Source organism: Rhizobium sp. C1, assembly GCF_021026335.1.
Lineage (GTDB): Bacteria > Pseudomonadota > Alphaproteobacteria > Rhizobiales > Rhizobiaceae > Ensifer_A.
The window spans coordinates 31,056-46,926 of the sequence record NZ_JAJNCY010000004.1 but is presented as its reverse complement, the minus strand read 5'-3'; the positions used below and the strand labels follow the sequence as shown (position 1 = coordinate 46,926).

General features: G+C 62.3%; 10 protein-coding genes. 3 read left to right on the top strand and 7 right to left on the bottom strand.

Annotated features, from left to right (window positions below):
* Window positions 1–44: 44 nt before the first annotated feature.
* The 7 genes from rsfS to LQK83_RS10410 form a co-directional block, all read right to left on the bottom strand.
* Window positions 45–458: a ribosome silencing factor gene (gene rsfS, locus LQK83_RS10440; RefSeq protein WP_230837635.1), complete on the bottom strand. Its 414-nt coding sequence runs from the start codon at window positions 456–458 to the stop codon at window positions 45–47.
* 145 nt (window positions 459–603) lie between these two features.
* Complete coding sequence (locus LQK83_RS10435) at window positions 604–2,223, bottom strand: ABC-F family ATP-binding cassette domain-containing protein (protein WP_230837355.1); 1,620 nt, start codon at window positions 2,221–2,223, stop codon at window positions 604–606.
* Window positions 2,224–2,368: 145 nt separating this feature from the next.
* Complete coding sequence (locus tag LQK83_RS10430; protein ID WP_230837354.1) at window positions 2,369–7,084, bottom strand: DUF3320 domain-containing protein; 4,716 nt, start codon at window positions 7,082–7,084, stop codon at window positions 2,369–2,371.
* A gap of 244 nt (window positions 7,085–7,328) precedes the next feature.
* Window positions 7,329–9,161 (bottom strand): ABC transporter ATP-binding protein, encoded by a 1,833-nt coding sequence (locus LQK83_RS10425; RefSeq protein ID WP_230837353.1) that lies wholly within the window; start codon window positions 9,159–9,161, stop codon window positions 7,329–7,331.
* Between the two features lie 234 nt (window positions 9,162–9,395).
* Window positions 9,396–9,824, bottom strand: coding sequence for a hypothetical protein (locus LQK83_RS10420; RefSeq protein WP_230837352.1), 429 nt, complete (start codon window positions 9,822–9,824; stop codon window positions 9,396–9,398).
* Window positions 9,821–10,075: a hypothetical protein gene (locus tag LQK83_RS10415; RefSeq protein ID WP_230837351.1), complete on the bottom strand. Its 255-nt coding sequence runs from the start codon at window positions 10,073–10,075 to the stop codon at window positions 9,821–9,823. Before LQK83_RS10415 ends, LQK83_RS10420 begins: the two co-directional genes overlap by 4 nt.
* 79 nt (window positions 10,076–10,154) lie before the next feature.
* Window positions 10,155–11,777 (bottom strand): ABC-F family ATP-binding cassette domain-containing protein, encoded by a 1,623-nt coding sequence (locus LQK83_RS10410; protein ID WP_230837350.1) that lies wholly within the window; start codon window positions 11,775–11,777, stop codon window positions 10,155–10,157.
* Between the two features lie 232 nt (window positions 11,778–12,009).
* Between LQK83_RS10410 and LQK83_RS10405 the strand changes: the two genes are divergently transcribed.
* The 3 genes from LQK83_RS10405 (at window position 12,010) to LQK83_RS10395 (ending at window position 15,868) form a co-directional block, all read left to right on the top strand.
* Window positions 12,010–12,402, top strand: coding sequence for a BA14K family protein (locus LQK83_RS10405; protein WP_230837349.1), 393 nt, complete (start codon window positions 12,010–12,012; stop codon window positions 12,400–12,402).
* A gap of 257 nt (window positions 12,403–12,659) precedes the next feature.
* Window positions 12,660–14,711, top strand: coding sequence for an O-linked N-acetylglucosamine transferase, SPINDLY family protein (locus LQK83_RS10400; RefSeq protein WP_230837348.1), 2,052 nt, complete (start codon window positions 12,660–12,662; stop codon window positions 14,709–14,711).
* The gene (locus LQK83_RS10395; RefSeq protein WP_230837347.1) at window positions 14,708–15,868 is read left to right on the top strand and encodes a UDP-galactopyranose/dTDP-fucopyranose mutase family protein; all 1,161 of its coding nucleotides are present in this window, start codon (window positions 14,708–14,710) and stop codon (window positions 15,866–15,868) included. The genes LQK83_RS10400 and LQK83_RS10395 overlap by 4 nt, the downstream gene beginning before the upstream one ends.
* Window positions 15,869–15,871: the final 3 nt, after the last annotated feature.

The window sequence follows — 15,871 nt, the reverse complement described above, 5'->3', positions numbered from 1 at the left end:
ATCGCCCTGTGCAGCGCTGCGAAGGGGCGCGATCCGCGCCGCTTTTAGTGCAGCCTGCCGTCTTCCATATCCGGAGCCTGCCACATCTTTTCGATGTTGTAGAACTCCCGGATTTCCGGACGGAACACATGCACGATAATGTCGCCCGTGTCGATCAGGACCCAATCGCCCGTCTCGAGACCTTCGACCCGCGGAAATCCGAGGCCTTCGTCCTTGAGATCGGTGATGAGGTGATCGGCGATGGCGCTGACATGGCGGTTCGATCGCCCGGAGACGACTACCATGTAGTCTCCCAGCGCCGATTTCCCGGCAATGTCGATGGTGACGATATCTTCGGCCTTGGAGTCTTCGAGACTGCCAAGCACCAGTTGAAGAGCGCGGGCGGCGGCTTCGACGCCAGTGTCCTTGCTCCGTGGGAGGCTGCGGGGGGCAGTTCCCTTGATATGTACTGTTGTCAGAGGTTTGCCTTTCTATCCAAAAACACAGCACGTCACATTGCGATTCACAATCGCAAGAGGATGATACGCACCAAATTGCGAAGCTTTCAAGAAGTCAGTTCTGCGGATACAGAACTTCCATGTGCCGCTTTTGTTCCTTGGGCTCTCAATTAAGGGCGCAGCCGGGTTTTTCAAGGGAAATCCGCCGCGTCGCGCCGATTCTGCGGAGAAATTCTGCGTCATGGCTGACGGCGATGAAGGCGCCGCGATAGGCGTTCAACGCATCTTCCACCGCCTCGACCGATTCGATGTCGAGATGGTTGACCGGTTCATCCAGAAGCAGAAGCTGGGCCGGGTCCTCGCCGCCGATGGCGCAGGCGAGCGCGGCGCGCAGCCTCTCCCCGCCAGAAAGCATGGCCGGCGTCAGCCGCGCTGCCTCGTTGCGGAAATGGAAGCGGGCGAGTGCCGCATAGGCCGTGTTGTCGGTCGCGCCGGGATTGAGGCGGTGAAAATTGTCGATCAGGCTGGCCCCGAAATCGAGGATCGCCGCCGCCTGGTCGAGATAGGCGAACCGGACCGGGCAGCGGATTTGGCCCGCCGTGGGGGCGAGTTGACCGGCGATCAGGCGGAGCAGCGTGGTCTTGCCCGCGCCGTTCGGCCCTTCGAGCGCGACGCGTTCCGCGCCGGTGAGAGTAAGGGAAAAGGCTTCGATGACCCGAGGATTTTGCGGCGGTCCGCCGGTCAGCTCTTCGATGGACAGCACGATCTTGCCGGCGGGAAGCTCCGTGCCGCTGACATGGAAATCGAGCTTGCGGGTGCGTTCGACGGCGTCCTTGGCCGAGGTCAGGCGATCTTCCGCCTCGGCCTGCTGGCGCAATGCCAGGCGGCCAAGACCACCGGCGGAGCTTTCAGCGCGCTCCTTGGCAGCATCGAGCAGGATTTTCGGCTGTCCGGCGCTGGCGCGGCCCTTTTTGCCGGCCGCATCGCGTTTTTCCTTGCGCTGACGGGCGGCGTCGATGTCGCGGGCAGTGCGGTCGGCGTGCTGGCGGGCAGAGGCGAGTTCGCCCTCGGCACGCTCTGTGGCACGGGTTTTTTCCGCCCGGTAGAAGCTGTAATTGCCGCCCCAGACCATTACGCCGAGCGTGGTGATTTCGACGATACGGTCCATGCGCTCCAGCAGTTCGCGGTCGTGGCTGACAATGAGCAGGCCGCCTTTGAAGCTCGCGACGATCTCGGCGATAAAGTCGCGGCCGGCACGGTCGAGATGGTTGGTGGGCTCGTCCATCAGCAGGAAATCCAGCTTCCGTGTCAGCAGACCTGCAAGCCGCGCGCGGGTTTGCTCGCCACCGCTGAGTGCCTTGAACGGGCGATCGGGGTCGAGACCGGCAAGGCCGAGGCGGACCAGTGCTGCCTCCATCTCCGCCTCGATGGTCCAGTCGATGGTTTCAAGCTCGTCGAGCGTCGCCTCGCCGGACAGGCCGCGGCGGAAGAGGTCGAGTTGGTTTGCGAGGCCGATCGCTTCGGCGACGGTGGCGTTCTCGCCGATCTCCGGCCATTGGCGCAGATAGCCGATCGTGCCGCTTCGATGGATCGATCCGGCGACCGGTTCACGGATGCCCGCCATCAGATCGAGCAGAGTCGTCTTGCCGGTGCCGTTGCGGCCGACAAGTCCGGTGCGCTCAAGCCCGAAGCTCAGATCGAGATTTGTAAAAAGGCTGTGACCGTCAGGCGCGGCGGCGCAAAGGCGGTTAAGCGTGATGGTCGGGGAGACGGAGCGGACGGACATGGCGAACCTCGGACATGGATGCAAAGACGGGCGAAAGCGGGGTCTTCGGCATCGTGTTCATCGGTTCGGCTCCTTTTATGCGGTGGGCTTAAGATAGGTCGCGATGGCGGAGCGAGCAAGAGGGCGGCGGGCGCCCTCTAACCGATCAGCCGGCCGGCAGATTTTCAGTCAGCCCGTCAACGGCAGCTCCAATCGCCGCCGAGAGGTCAGGCCCGACGCGCTGATAACCGAGGAGCTTGGCGATCGCCCGGATATGATCGTCGCGCGAGATGGCGCCGCTTTCGCGCAAGATCAATCTCGCGGCGGCTTCGAGTTCCATATGCGGGAGATACTCGGCTTTCAAAGGTGCGCCTTCGGTGGCCGAGCGGTCGCGCACCGGTGGATCCTCGCTCTGCTGCCTTGTCAGAACGAAACGGTCCATCAGCATGATGTCCGAATTCGTTCTGATCGCGAAGGCGACAGCCTGATCCGTCGCGGTCTGGATCCTGCTTCCTGCCTTCGACTTGCCGAAGGCCGCAGAGATTCGTCTGCCGACCTCCTCGAGATGGATCGGCCCTTCGATATCGACGATCTGGCGGACCAATGACGCCAGCGTCGGAACAGGCGCTGCATGCGGATCCACGGAAGAATTCAAGCGGATTTCCGCCTTCCTGTAGGGCTCCGCCTTGATTGACAGATGGTCCAGCGTCCAGTCGCCGGTCTCGCCCGCAACCTGTTCCTCATCTTCGCCGGCTGCAAACGCCGTCTCACGGGTGCTACGGACCGTGACGCCCTGGAGTGACTGCGTCTGCGCATCGTTCAATGTGTCGCGCAGCCGTGCAATCTCCCGGTCGCGCCGGTGAAACCAGTCGGTGCTCCAGATGCGGTGGAAGCGCCAGCCGAGCGACTCCAGAACCTCCTGACGCAGCCGGTCGCGCTCGCGCGCCCACAGCGCGGAATGGTAGGCCGCGCCGTCGCATTCGACCGCGAGAATATAGTGGGCCGGCCGGTCTGGATGACGCACGCCGATGTCGAGCCGGAAGCCCTTGGTGCCGACCTGCGGATCTGCCTCGAAGCCGAAAGAGCGGATGACTTTTGCCACATCCTCCTCGAAGGGGCTGTCGGCGCCGAGCCCGGTCGCGGATTTCTCGTCCATGATCCCGGTCTTGGCAAAGTCGAGGAAGCGCTTGAGGATTCTCAGGCCGTCGCGGGAGGCGCGGCCCGGATCAATATCCGCCGGGTCGAATGAGGTGAAGACTTCGCATCGTGTGCGGGCACGGCTGAAGAGCACGTTCAGGCGCCGGCCGCCGCCTTCGCCATTGATCGGGCCGAAGCCCATGCTGGTGAGCCGTCCACCTGCAACCTGCGGGCCATAGCCGACAGAGATCATGATGACGTCGCGTTCGTCGCCCTGCACGTTCTCGATGTTCTTGACGAAGAATTCTTCCGATGCCCCCGTCTGCAGAAAGCGGTCGAGAACGCTGTCGGTCCGGCGCGCATTTTCCAGCACTTCGGTGATCATGTCCGATTGAGCTTTCGAGAACGCAACGACGCCCAGCGACAAATCGGGATGCCGGCGCGCATGCGCCGCGACGGCGCGCGCGATTTCCTCGGCCTCGATCCTGTTGGTTCCGGCGCGCCCCAGGCCGCTGTTTTTGGGCGCATAGACGCCGGCGACCCGACGAAGTTTGAGACCGTAACCATCGTCAAGCTGCAGCGGCGAGGGCGGCAGCACGAGCCCATCGTCATAGAACTCGGCATTCGAGACGCGGATCAGCGAGGGATCGCGCGAGCGATAGTGCCATGACAGCATCCGCTTGTTGACGCCGCGCGCCTCAAAGAGGGTGAGGATGCTTTCCATGTCGGACGCGGATGCGGCAGCGCCTTCGTCATCGTCTTCATCATTGTCGTCATCATCAACCATCCGGTCGAAGAAGGAGGTCGGCGGCAATTGCTGCTGGTCGCCCACAACGACGACCTGCCTGGCGCGCGCGATGCAGCCAAGCGCGTCTTCCGGGCGAATCTGCGAGGCCTCGTCGATGACCAGAAGATCGAACTGCACGGACCCTGCCGGCAGGTATTGCGCGACGGATATGGGGCTCATCAGCATGATCGGCTTGATACGCTGAACCATGGATCCCGCATTCTTCATGAGCCAGCGGATCGGCTTGTGGCCTTTCCGTCGCCCGATCTCGCCGCGAATGACGCCCATCTCGCCCGCCGTTCCGCGCGGAATGCGCTCCCCGTGCCGCAGGCGCACCAGCCCTTGGGTCTCCTTGATCCGATCGCGCTCCAGCTGGCCAAATTCCGCCGCCAGCCTGTGGCGATCCAGATCGCGGAGCCGGTCGAGATTGGGGTAACTCTGCCGTGCGGCGGCCCATCGCGCTTCGGCGCAGGCATAAAGAAATTCGTTGACGGCCTCGTCGGGACGCAGTTGGCCCCGCAGCAGGTGCTCCGCGATAGCCCCGGCGCCGGTCGATTTGGCTCCGCGAATGGCGGCCCGCAACGCCACCCAGCTCGGGTAGGTCGGCATCCTGTCGGCCATGCTGGCGAGGTTGGAGGCGAGGCCGGGCAGTCTGATCTCGCCGAGCGCCTGTTCGCCTGCCAGAACCTCCAGATCGAGCTTCAGCCTGTCCACCAGCGCGTCCAGGGCGACGCGGACCTTTTGTGCACGCTGTAAAAGCGTCTGGCCTGCTTCGGCCGGTTTGCCGAGTTTTTCAAGCGCGGCGGTCACCTGGCTTGCATTGGAGAAACCGCCCGCAACACGCACGGACCCAAGCCAACGGCATAGGGTGATCAGTTCACCGAAGGGAGTCTTCTCGCCGCGCCAATGGCCCTGCAGCGCGGACTGAAGCCAGGCTTCCTCGGCGGCCAGCGCCTTTCGCAGAGCCTGCACGCCCATCAGCTGATCGATTAGGGCAAGCCGCGCACCGGGGTCTTTGGGCAGAGGCACTGCGAGGACGCTTGCCAGCTCCACGCAGATGCGCTTGTAGGGGCCGAACCAGCGCTTCAGGAACGATGCCTTTCCGGCGACGATGGCAGCCCGCATGGGCGCCGTATTCATCGACCATGCCGCCTCCGAGAAGATCGATCGCGCCGCATTGTGTGCGTCCTGCCATGCGGTTCCGGCGTCCAAAGCCTCGACCAGCCGGGGTTCGTGCGCCACCGCAAAGAGGGGCGCGATGTCGCGCGGCATGTTTTGTGGTGCGCCGGCAAATGCCGCGAGCCCGTCGGCGAGCTTCCCGATTTCCGCCAGTGTGCGCGGTGCCGGCGCCGACACGATGTCGGCGATGCGGGCTGCTTCGGTCAGCAGACCTTCGATTGCCTCCCCGGCGGCGGCGAGTTCGATTTTCAGCCTCTCCCTGTCGGTTGGCTGCAGATTGAGTTCACGAACGGCCTTGAAAGGATGGCGCTCCGGCGGCCCCGCTTCTTCCAGGGCTTGCAAGAGCGTCCGGATTGCCTGCGCAGCAAGGTCTCGGTCTGCCCGCCCCGCCTTCTCAAGCCCCTGCAAGGGAATGGAAGGCGGCCGAGAGCCGGCGTTGAGGAAGCCGATGATCGCGGATAATGCCTCGAAGGCGGTGTCGCCCGCCTGATTGACCGGCGCGTGCAGCTCGGCTGCGATCCGGTTCAGGTTATCGCGCACGTCCTTCAGGCGAACGGGATCGGCAATGGGCGGTGTCGGCCGTCCGCTCATGCTCAAGGTGCGCCCCAGTTCCTGGGCGACGGCCTTCTTGTTGGCTGTGCGCGAATGAAGTTCAAGGCACATGTCGCGCAGCCCGGCTTTGAGAAGTCGTGCATGCACGACGGAAAGCGCCGCCATCTTCTCCGCGACGAACAGCACGGTCTTGCCGTCATGTGCGGCCGCAGCCAGGATATTGGTGATGGTCTGCGACTTGCCGGTGCCGGGCGGCCCCTGCACCACCATGTCGAGACCGCGCCGAACCTCCTCGATGACCTTGGTTTGCGAGGCGTCGGCATCCACGACCTGGATGATGTCTGCTGGCGCCAGATGCTCGTCGAGCCTGGCGCCATCGGGAAAAATCGGTTCCTGATATTCAAACCCGCGCAGCAGCAGCCCCTGGAGAAGAGGGTGATCATCGAATGTGCCTTCCGGCCAGTTCTCGAGGTCGAGATCGTGATGCATCAGGAGCTTGGCGAAGGAGAAGAAGCCGAGCTGGATCCCGTCGCGGTCGAGCGACCAGCCGGCCTGCCCGGACACCGCCTCGGCGACCGCATCAAGATAGACGGCCGGGGACCACTCCTCTTCCTCATCGATCTCCGGCAGGACGATGCCGAAATCCTGTCTGAGGCGTTCCTTCAAAGGCAGGTTGGTGGTGATGTCTTCGTCGCGCGCCTTCAGGTCATAGGTGGATTTGCGCTCGTTGCGGATGAATTCCACCGGCAGCAGGATCAGCGGCGCCTCGCGCACCACCTCAGACTTGGGATCTTCCTTCCACCTCAGGAAACCCATCGCGACAAAGAGAATGTTGAGGCCTTGCTCCTCCTCGGCGGTCTTGGCGTCCGTGGCCATGCGAAGAATCCGGCGCGCCAGCGCTTCGGGACCCAGCGGCGTTTCAAGCACATCGTCGCGCATGCGGTCTTCGGATATGTCGGTTTCGGCGACGTATTCGACCAGTTTCGGACCGTCGTCATCCTCCTTGTTCGGCCGGTCCTTGCCCATCGCCTTGAAGTGCATGCGCCGGCCGTCCATGCGCAGGAGGCGATAGACCTCTTCCGTCTGCTCGTTGACGATGTTGAGACTGTTGGAACGCTTGTTCTCGCGATTGACGTGAACCAGGCGGTTGCGTGTGCCCGTTTCCAGAAGCTTCCTGCGTGCGGAGGCGAGAACGGGAAGGAGGGGATTGCTGTCAGTTGAGGCCATGCTTGTGCCGGATCATTCGTCTTTATCTAATGCAATTAATGAGATCATCGAAGTGATCCGCTCGGCGAATTTCTATCTGTGATTTCAGCGGGCGCGCAAGGGGAAATTGCAGAGATGCATGCGGAGCCGCTGTTGGGGAGCCGTGCTGGTTGAGCCGTCGTCGGAGCGGCGCGATCGGACACGGCCGTAAATCAAAAGGCCGCCCCGGAGGAGCGGCCTCATACAACAGCCTATCGCTATTGCCTCAACCTTCCGGATCAAGGAAGCCGCCGGACTGCCGGTCCCAGAGCCGGGCATAGTGCCCGCCGAGCGCCAGCAATTCGTGATGCGTGCCCTGTTCGACGATCTGCCCGCGATCCAGCACCACGAGTCGATCCATGGCCGCAATGGTCGACAGGCGGTGGGCGATGGCGATGACGGTGCGATCCTGCATGAGGTTTTCGAGGCTAGACTGGATGGCGGATTCGACTTCGGAGTCGAGCGCGCTCGTCGCCTCATCGAGGATCAGAATCGGCGCGTTTTTCAGGATCACGCGGGCGATTGCGATACGCTGGCGCTGGCCGCCGGAGAGCTTGACGCCGCGTTCGCCGACATGGGCGTCGAAGCCCTGCAAGCCGTTCCAGTCGGTCAGGTGCTCGATGAATTCCACCGCATGGGCCTGCTCGGCGGCCGCGATGACCTGCGCGCGGGTCGCATCGCTGCGGCCATAGGCGATGTTTTCGTGGATCGAGCGGTGGAGCAGCGATGTGTCCTGCGTGACCACCGAGACATGCCGGCGGATGCTTTCCTGCGTCGCATCGGCGATGTTCTGGCCGTCGATGAGGATGCGGCCGGATTCGAGATCGTAGAAGCGGAGCAGCAGGTTGACGAGGGTCGACTTGCCGGCGCCCGAGCGGCCGACAAGGCCTATGCGCTCGCCTGGCTTGATGTCGAGCGTCAGGTTCTCGATGATCCCGCCCTTGCGGCCATAGTGGAAGGAGATGTTGTCGAAGCGGATGCCGCCCTGCTTGACGGTGAGCGGCTTGGCATTCGGCTTGTCCGTGAGGCCGATCGGCTGGGCGATCGTCTCCATGCTTTCATGCACGGTGCCGAGCTGTTCGAAGATGGTCGAGATTTCCAGCGCGACGCGCGACGAAATGCTGGAGATCTGCAGCGTCATCGGCAGCACGATGGCGACGATATCGATGCCGACCTTGCCCTGCGACCAGAGCCAGATGGCCATGGACGCCGTGCCGGCGATCAGCAGGCCGGAGAGCAGCGACAGGCCGATGCCGAAGAGCGAGAGCCAGCGGTGCTGGGTCGTCATGCGTCCGGTATGCACATCGACCGATTCGCGCACGAAGGCATCCTCGTCCTCGGCGCGGGCGAAGAGCTTGACGGTCATGATGTTCGTGTAGCTGTCGACGATGCGGCCGACCATGTCGGAGCGCGCATAGGCGATGTTGCGCGAGCCGCGGCGGATCTTCGGCACGATGAAGGCGAGGAAGCCGATATAGGCGATCGTCCAGCCGAGAACCGGTATGACCAGCCAGAGGCTGGCGGTCGCGAGAAACAGCGCGCCGACGAGACCGAGGGCCGCCAGATACCAGACGACGGAGATGACAGAGACGGCGGAGTTTCTGAGCGCAAAGCCGACTTCCAGCACGCGCGAGCCGATGCGGCCGGCGAAATCGTTCTGGAAGAAGGAGAGGTTCTGGCGGATGACGTGCCAATGGCTCTGCCAGCGGACAAGGTTGGTCATGCCCGGCGCGATCGCCTGGTTCAGCACCAGCGCCTGAAAGGCCATGACCAGCGGCTTGACCGCCAGAACGAGGATAACAAGGCTCAGCACCAGATGCTGGCTGTTGCCCACCACCAGTTCCGGCGCGCTCGTCGTCAGCGCCTTGACCAACCGTCCCATGAAGATCGGGATCGCCGCATCGGTGACGGCGACCAGAAAGCTCGCCACCAGCAGCATGACGAAGAGGCCCTTCGCCTGACGGATGAAGAACCAGTAGAAGCTCAGGATGCCTTCAGGCGGGTTGCCGGGGGTTTCGCGGGCGGTGGGGATGATGAGATTTTCGAAATAGCGCAGCATGGGGGCGGGTCCTGGAGCATTTCGCCGACGGCGCATCGCTTGCACGGCGCGGTCATGCAGAAAAAGTAAGGGCATGCAACTTTTGAAATCGCGCTTCTGGTGCACCCCGAATGTGGTGCAATGAAGGTCAGCGGCGACTATCGGATCGTTGCCATTGAGCGCCAGTTCGCTGAGTCGAACAACCCCGAACTTGTCATGTGGGCTTCAGGAATTTTGATGGGTTGGTTGTCAGATTTACTCTCTCTTTGTCAGGCTGACCCTGCTCTTTTCGACCAAGGCGATCACCTGAGACAGGACGCTGTCAAAGAACTCCTTCGGAAGCATCCCATAGTGCATTCTCGAAGGATCGGAGGGTAAGGGGCGCATATGAGAGCCCGGCCAGATAAACCTGTTGGCTTCGCCCAGCCGAACATAATTGCCGTCCTCGTCCAGACCGCACTGCCTGCAAATCTCGACGGGAATTTCGATCGAAAGATGCTCTTCGCCTGGCTCAGGTGGCGAATGCGTGATCGGTATCACCGTGACTTTGCCGGTTTTACTGGAAGCCAATATGATGGCGCAAGGACGGTCCTTGTCGCCTTCTGAAAATCCTTCCAGCTCATCCTTGCGCCACAGATAGTTGTAGCGGATGACGAGACCGGGCAGGGGTTCCGGCAGGTTCACTCGGAGACGGTGCCCCATTTGGCCGCCTTGAGGTCCGCGAGCATGTCGTCGTCGAATTCGTTGAACGTGACGACTTCCCGCTCGTTTCTCTTGAGACGTCGATAGTTTTCGAGTTCCTTGGCGCTGAGGTAGCCGCCGATCACGCGATCATGCGACGTTACTTCAATGATGCCGGCGGAATGTGCTTCATCCTGATAATGCGCGAAACTGCGCGAAAATTTGGTCGCCGGGACTCGCAATGCATCTGCCATGACGCGATCTCCTTCTTCTGTGTAAAATGTGTATTTTACGCGTTTATGTCAAGAAGGCAGGCCTCCGGGCTTGGGTTCGTCAGCTCCGCAGCCCCGGCGCTTCCTGCCCCGTGCGCTCGACATATTCGGTATAGCCGCCGTCGTAGCGATGTACGCCATCCGGCGTCAGTTCCAGCACGCGGTTGGAGAGCGCCGCCAGGAAGTGGCGGTCGTGGGAGACGAAGAGCATGGTGCCTTCGTAACTCTGGAGCGCCTTGATCAGCATTTCCTTGGTGTCGAGGTCGAGGTGGTTGGTCGGCTCGTCGAGGACAAGGAAATTCGGCGGGTCGAAGAGCATGGCGGCCATGACGAGGCGGGCCTTTTCGCCGCCGGAAAGCACACGGCATTTCTTCTCGACATCGTCGCCGGTGAAGCCGAAGCAGCCGGAGAGGGCGCGTAAGGGTGCCTGGCCCGCCTTGGGGAAGCGCTCTTCCAGCCATTGCAGGATGGTGAGGTCGCCGGTCAGCACGTCCATGGCATGCTGGGCGAAATAGCCGAGCTTGACGCTGGCGCCGATCGTCACCGTGCCTGAATCCGGCTTGGTATCTGCGGCGATGAGTTTCAAGAGCGTCGATTTGCCGGCGCCGTTGACGCCCATGATGCACCAGCGCTCGCGGCGCTTGATCATGAAATCGAAGCCGTCATAGATGATCTTCGAGCCATATTGCTTGTGCACGCCCTTGATGTTGACGACGTCATCGCCGGAGCGGGGGGCGGGCAGGAAGTCGAAGGCGACCGTCTGGCGGCGGCGCGGTGGCTCGACGCGCTCGATCTTGTCGAGTTTCTTCACTCGGCTCTGGACCTGAGCGGCGTGCGAGGCGCGGGCCTTGAAACGCTCGATGAATTTCAGCTCCTTGGCGAGCATGGCCTGCTGGCGCTCGAACTGCGCCTGCTGCTGCTTTTCGTTCTGCGCGCGCTGGCCTTCGTAGAATTCATAGTCGCCGGAATAGGAGGTCAGCGAGCCGGCATCGATCTCGATGATCTTGTTGACGATGCGGTTCATGAATTCGCGGTCGTGCGAGGTCATGAGCAGCGCGCCGTCATAGCCTCTCAGGAAGTTTTCCAGCCAGATCAGGCTTTCCAGATCAAGGTGGTTCGACGGTTCGTCGAGCAGCATGACATCGGGACGCATCAGAAGAATGCGAGCGAGTGCCACGCGCATCTTCCAGCCGCCCGAGAGCTTGCCGACGTCGCCATCCATCATTTCCTGATTGAACGAAAGGCCGGCCAGCACTTCACGGGCGCGGCTTTCGAGGCCGTAGCCGTCGAGTTCCTCGTAGCGGCCCTGAACCTCGCCATAGCGTTCGATAATCTGGTCCATTTCATCGAGCCGATCCGGATCGACCATGGCGGCTTCCAGCGCATGGAGTTCGGCGGCGATCTCGCTCACCGGCCCGGCACCCGCCATGACCTCCTCGACCGCCGAGCGGCCGGACATTTCGCCGACATCCTGGTCGAAATAGCCGATGGTTACGCCTTTTTCCGTCGAGATCTGGCCTTCGTCCGGCTGTTCCTCGCCGGTGATCATGCGGAAGAGGGTTGTCTTGCCCGCACCGTTCGGGCCGACCAGACCGATCTTCTCGCCGCGGTTCAGGGCCGCGGAGGCCTCGATATAGAGAATGCGGTTGCTGTTCGACTTGCTGACATTTTCGATGCGAATCATGAGGGGCGGTCCGGGTGGGGCGGTTCCTTAAAAATCCGATGCGGATTCCTGCGGAACTGCGCTGAAAACAAGTTGCCGCCCCTATGACACGGCGCGGGCCGCATGTCACGCGACGAGAAAATGTCAGATGAACGCCTTCCTGAATGGCCCGTTCAGCCACGGTTCAGGCTGGCGGACATAGATTCGCTGTCAACACGGCAAATCAATTCGGCCGGTCTGAAAGGAAAAACAAATGCGTACGTTTCTGAAGGTTGTTGCAGTCTCGAGCGCCCTCCTTGTGGCTGCACAGGCAGTTCCGGCCGCCGCGGGCGACCGCCATGGCGACGATATGCTCGCTGCCGGCGTTGCCGGCCTTGCTGCAGGCGTCATTGCCGGCGCGATCGTTTCCGGCTCGAATGATGGGCCTCGCGAAGTGCAGACCTATGAAGAGGTTCCGCAGTATCGCCAGCGCCCGGTCTATTACAGTGGTGGGGATTACGGCTATCGCCCGGTCCGCCAGAACCGCATCCAGCCCTGGACGCGCGACTGGTACCAGCTCTGCGAAGACCGTTACGACAGCTTCGATCCGCAGACAGGCACCTATATCGACGGTTACGGCAACGAGCGTTTCTGCAAGATCCGCTGATCCCGTCAACCTGATGACCTCTTTCACCCGGAGACCGCGCGGTCTCCGGGTGATTATTTTTGACCGACGCGGGTCTCGTCTGAATGAAGACGCGTCGCTTGCGTTGTGGATGTGCCGGCGGCACTGTGACAAAATATCGGGTGATAGCCGTCAGCAGGTTCCCCGCATGCGGTTGCTTCAGGCGGAGCGCCAAGGCTATTCATGATCCTCCAAGCCAGACAAATGGCGCAGTGCGATGAACGGACTTGAGGGCATTCATGAATCTCGGCCAAACCCAGACATCCGGCGCAGCAGCGGCCTTCGTGCAGATGATCGAGCTGGCGCGGATGCAGCGTCTCTCGGTGACCGATCTGTTCGGTTATGCGGAGGCGCGCTCGGCGGCCGGCGCGCGCGCCGAGGCTGTCGAAGTCTACAAGGCGTGGCTTGCCTATAACGAAGCGCATCCGCTCACGCATCTCGTCTATTTCAACTATGCCGTGACGCTGCGCCAGGCAGGCGATCTCACCGGCTCCATCCATGCGCTGCGCGCCGCCTTGATGGTCGAGCCGAAATTCGGGCAGGCGCAGATCAATCTGGGACGCGCCTATGAAGATGCGGGTCTAGGCGTTCTGGCGATCCAGCAATGGCGCAGCTTCATCGACCTGACGGCGGAAAGCACGCCCGACAAGGTGGGCCACCGGGTGATGGTGTTGCAGCATATCGGCCGGGTGATGGAAAATGCCGGTCTGCTCGAGGATGCCGAGCCCTATCTCTGGCAGGCCATCGAGCTTAGGCCGGACAAGCTCGAAACCGGCCAGCACTGGAGCGCGATCCGCCAGCGGCTCTGCAAATGGCCGATCCTGACGCCTTCGGAACATGTTTCGCTCAGGCAGTTGATCGATGCGCTGTCGCCGCTTGCGCTCGGAAGTTATGCCGACGATCCGATCTTTCAGCTCGCCAAGGCCTATCGCTACAACAAGTCGCTGGTCGGCCGGCCGGATACGAGCGGGCATCCGCGCAAGAGTGTTGCCCGCAAATCGGGCACGGGGACACGGCTGCGCATCGGCTATGTCTCGTCGGATCTGCGCGACCACGCCGTCGGCTTTGCGCTGCGCGAGGTGCTGGAACTGCACGACAAGAGTCGGGTCGAAGTCTACGCCTATTACTGCGGCGATCCTGTTGCGAACGATCCGACGCAGAACCGCATGAAGGCGGCGATCGATTGCTGGCGCGAGATCGGGCCGATGACGGACGAGGCGGCGGCGCGGCAGATTGCGGCGGACGACATCGACATCCTGATCGACGTCAACGGCTATACGAAGCATGCGCGAACCCGCATCTTCGCCTATCGGCCGGCGCCCGTCATCGTCAATTTCTGCGGCTATCCGGGCTCGATGGGCAGCCCTTTCCATCAATATATGATCACCGACGAGCTGGTCGTGCCGGAAGAGAACCGGGTCTATTATTCCGAAGCGATCAAATACATTCCTTGCACGCAACCCGTCGACCGCAAGCGCTTCATCGCCGAAAAGCCGTCACGCAAGGAGGCCGGCCTGCCGGAAAAGGCGTTTGTCTATGCCTGTTTCAACGGCATGCAGAAGATCACGCAGGCGACCTTCGGCCAGTGGATGCAGATTCTTGCCGCCGTGCCGAACAGCGTGCTCTGGCTGCTGACCGGTGGCGACAATGTCGATCAGCGTCTGCGGGATCTTGCAAAGGTGGCGGGCGTCGAGGCCGAGCGGCTGATCTTTGCGCCCAAGGCCGGCAATGCGCAGCATCTGGCCCGGGTCGGTGTCGCCGATCTCTTCCTTGATACGTTCCCCTATGGCGCGCATTCGACGGCGGCGGATGCGCTGACCGTCGGGCTGCCGGTGCTGACCTATCCGGGCAAGACCTTTGCCGCGCGCTTCTGCCATTCCATCGTCCATGCGGTAGGTCTGCCGGAGCTGATCTGCAGCGGGCCGCAGGATTATGTGGCGCGCGCCATTGCCTATGGTCGCGAGCGCAAGGCGCTTCAGGCGGTGCGCGACCAGCTGGCGGCGCGGCGCGAGACGAGCGTGCTGCGTGACATGCCGGGCCTCGCGCGCCGTCTGGAGGATATCTATTGGGAGATGCAGGAGGAGGCCGAGCGGGGCGAGACACCCGTCCCGGATCTGCGCAACCTCGATGTCTACTACGAGGTCGGCGCCGAGCTGGTGCAGGCCAATCTCGTCTATCAGGACGATGCAGCCTATCGGGCGCAATATCTGGAAAAGCTTGCCGCCCAGCACGATTTCGCGCCCATTCCCTTCGACAGCCGGCTCTGGACGGCGGAGGCGGCGCGTCGATGACGGGTTCGCCCCGCCGCATCGCCGCTGTCGGCGCGGGACTGACCGGCGCGGTCATTGCCCGCGAGCTGGCAGAGGCGGGTTTCGAGGTCGATGTCTTCGACAGCCGCCACCACATTGCCGGCAATTGCTACACCGAGCGTGACGGCGAGACGGGCGTGATGGTGCACGTCTATGGGCCGCATATCTTCCACACTGACGATGAGGACGTGTGGAATTACGTCAACCGCTACGAGACGTTCCTGCCCTACAAGAACCGGGTGAAGACGACGGTCGGGGGGCAAGTCTATGCGCTGCCCGTCAATCTCCACACGATCAACCAGTTTTTTGGTAAGGCGATGCGGCCCGCGGAGGCGCGGGCCTTTATCGAGTCGCAGGCTGATACGTCGATCACCGATCCGCAGAGCTTCGAGGAGCAGGCGCTGCGCTTTGTCGGGCGGGCGCTCTATGAGGCGTTTTTCGAGGGCTATACCCGTAAGCAATGGGGCTGTGCACCGTCCGAACTGCCGGCGTCGATCCTCAAGCGCCTGCCCGTGCGCTTCAACTACGACGACAACTATTTCTTCCACCGCTTTCAGGGCATGCCGGAGAACGGCTATACCGCAATGGTGGAACGCATTCTCGACCATCCGGGAATCACGTTGCATCTGCGGACGGCTTTTCATCGCGTCCAGACGCGCGGCTATGCCCATGTTTTCTATAGCGGTCCACTCGATGGCTACTTTGACTATGAGGATGGCAGGCTCGGTTATCGGACGCTCGATTTCGAGCGCTTCACCTTCAAGGGCGATTATCAGGGCTGTGCTGTGATGAATTATGGTGAGGCGTCCGTGCCCTACACACGCATCACCGAGCACAAGCATTTCGCCCCCTGGGAGCAACACGAAGGCTCAATCTGCTATCGCGAATATGCGCGCGCCTGCGAACCTGGCGATACGCCCTATTATCCGATCCGTCTCGTTCAGGAAAAGGCGCTTTTGGCGCATTATGCCGGGAAGGCGAGGGCGGAGCGGGGCGTCACCTTTTCCGGACGGCTGGGCACCTATCGCTATCTCGACATGGACGTCACCATCCGCGAGGCGCTGGACACGGCGCGGCAGTTCATGGCGGCGGTCGCGAAAGGCGAGGCCATGCCCGCCTTTGCCGTGGCAGCTGCGTGATTT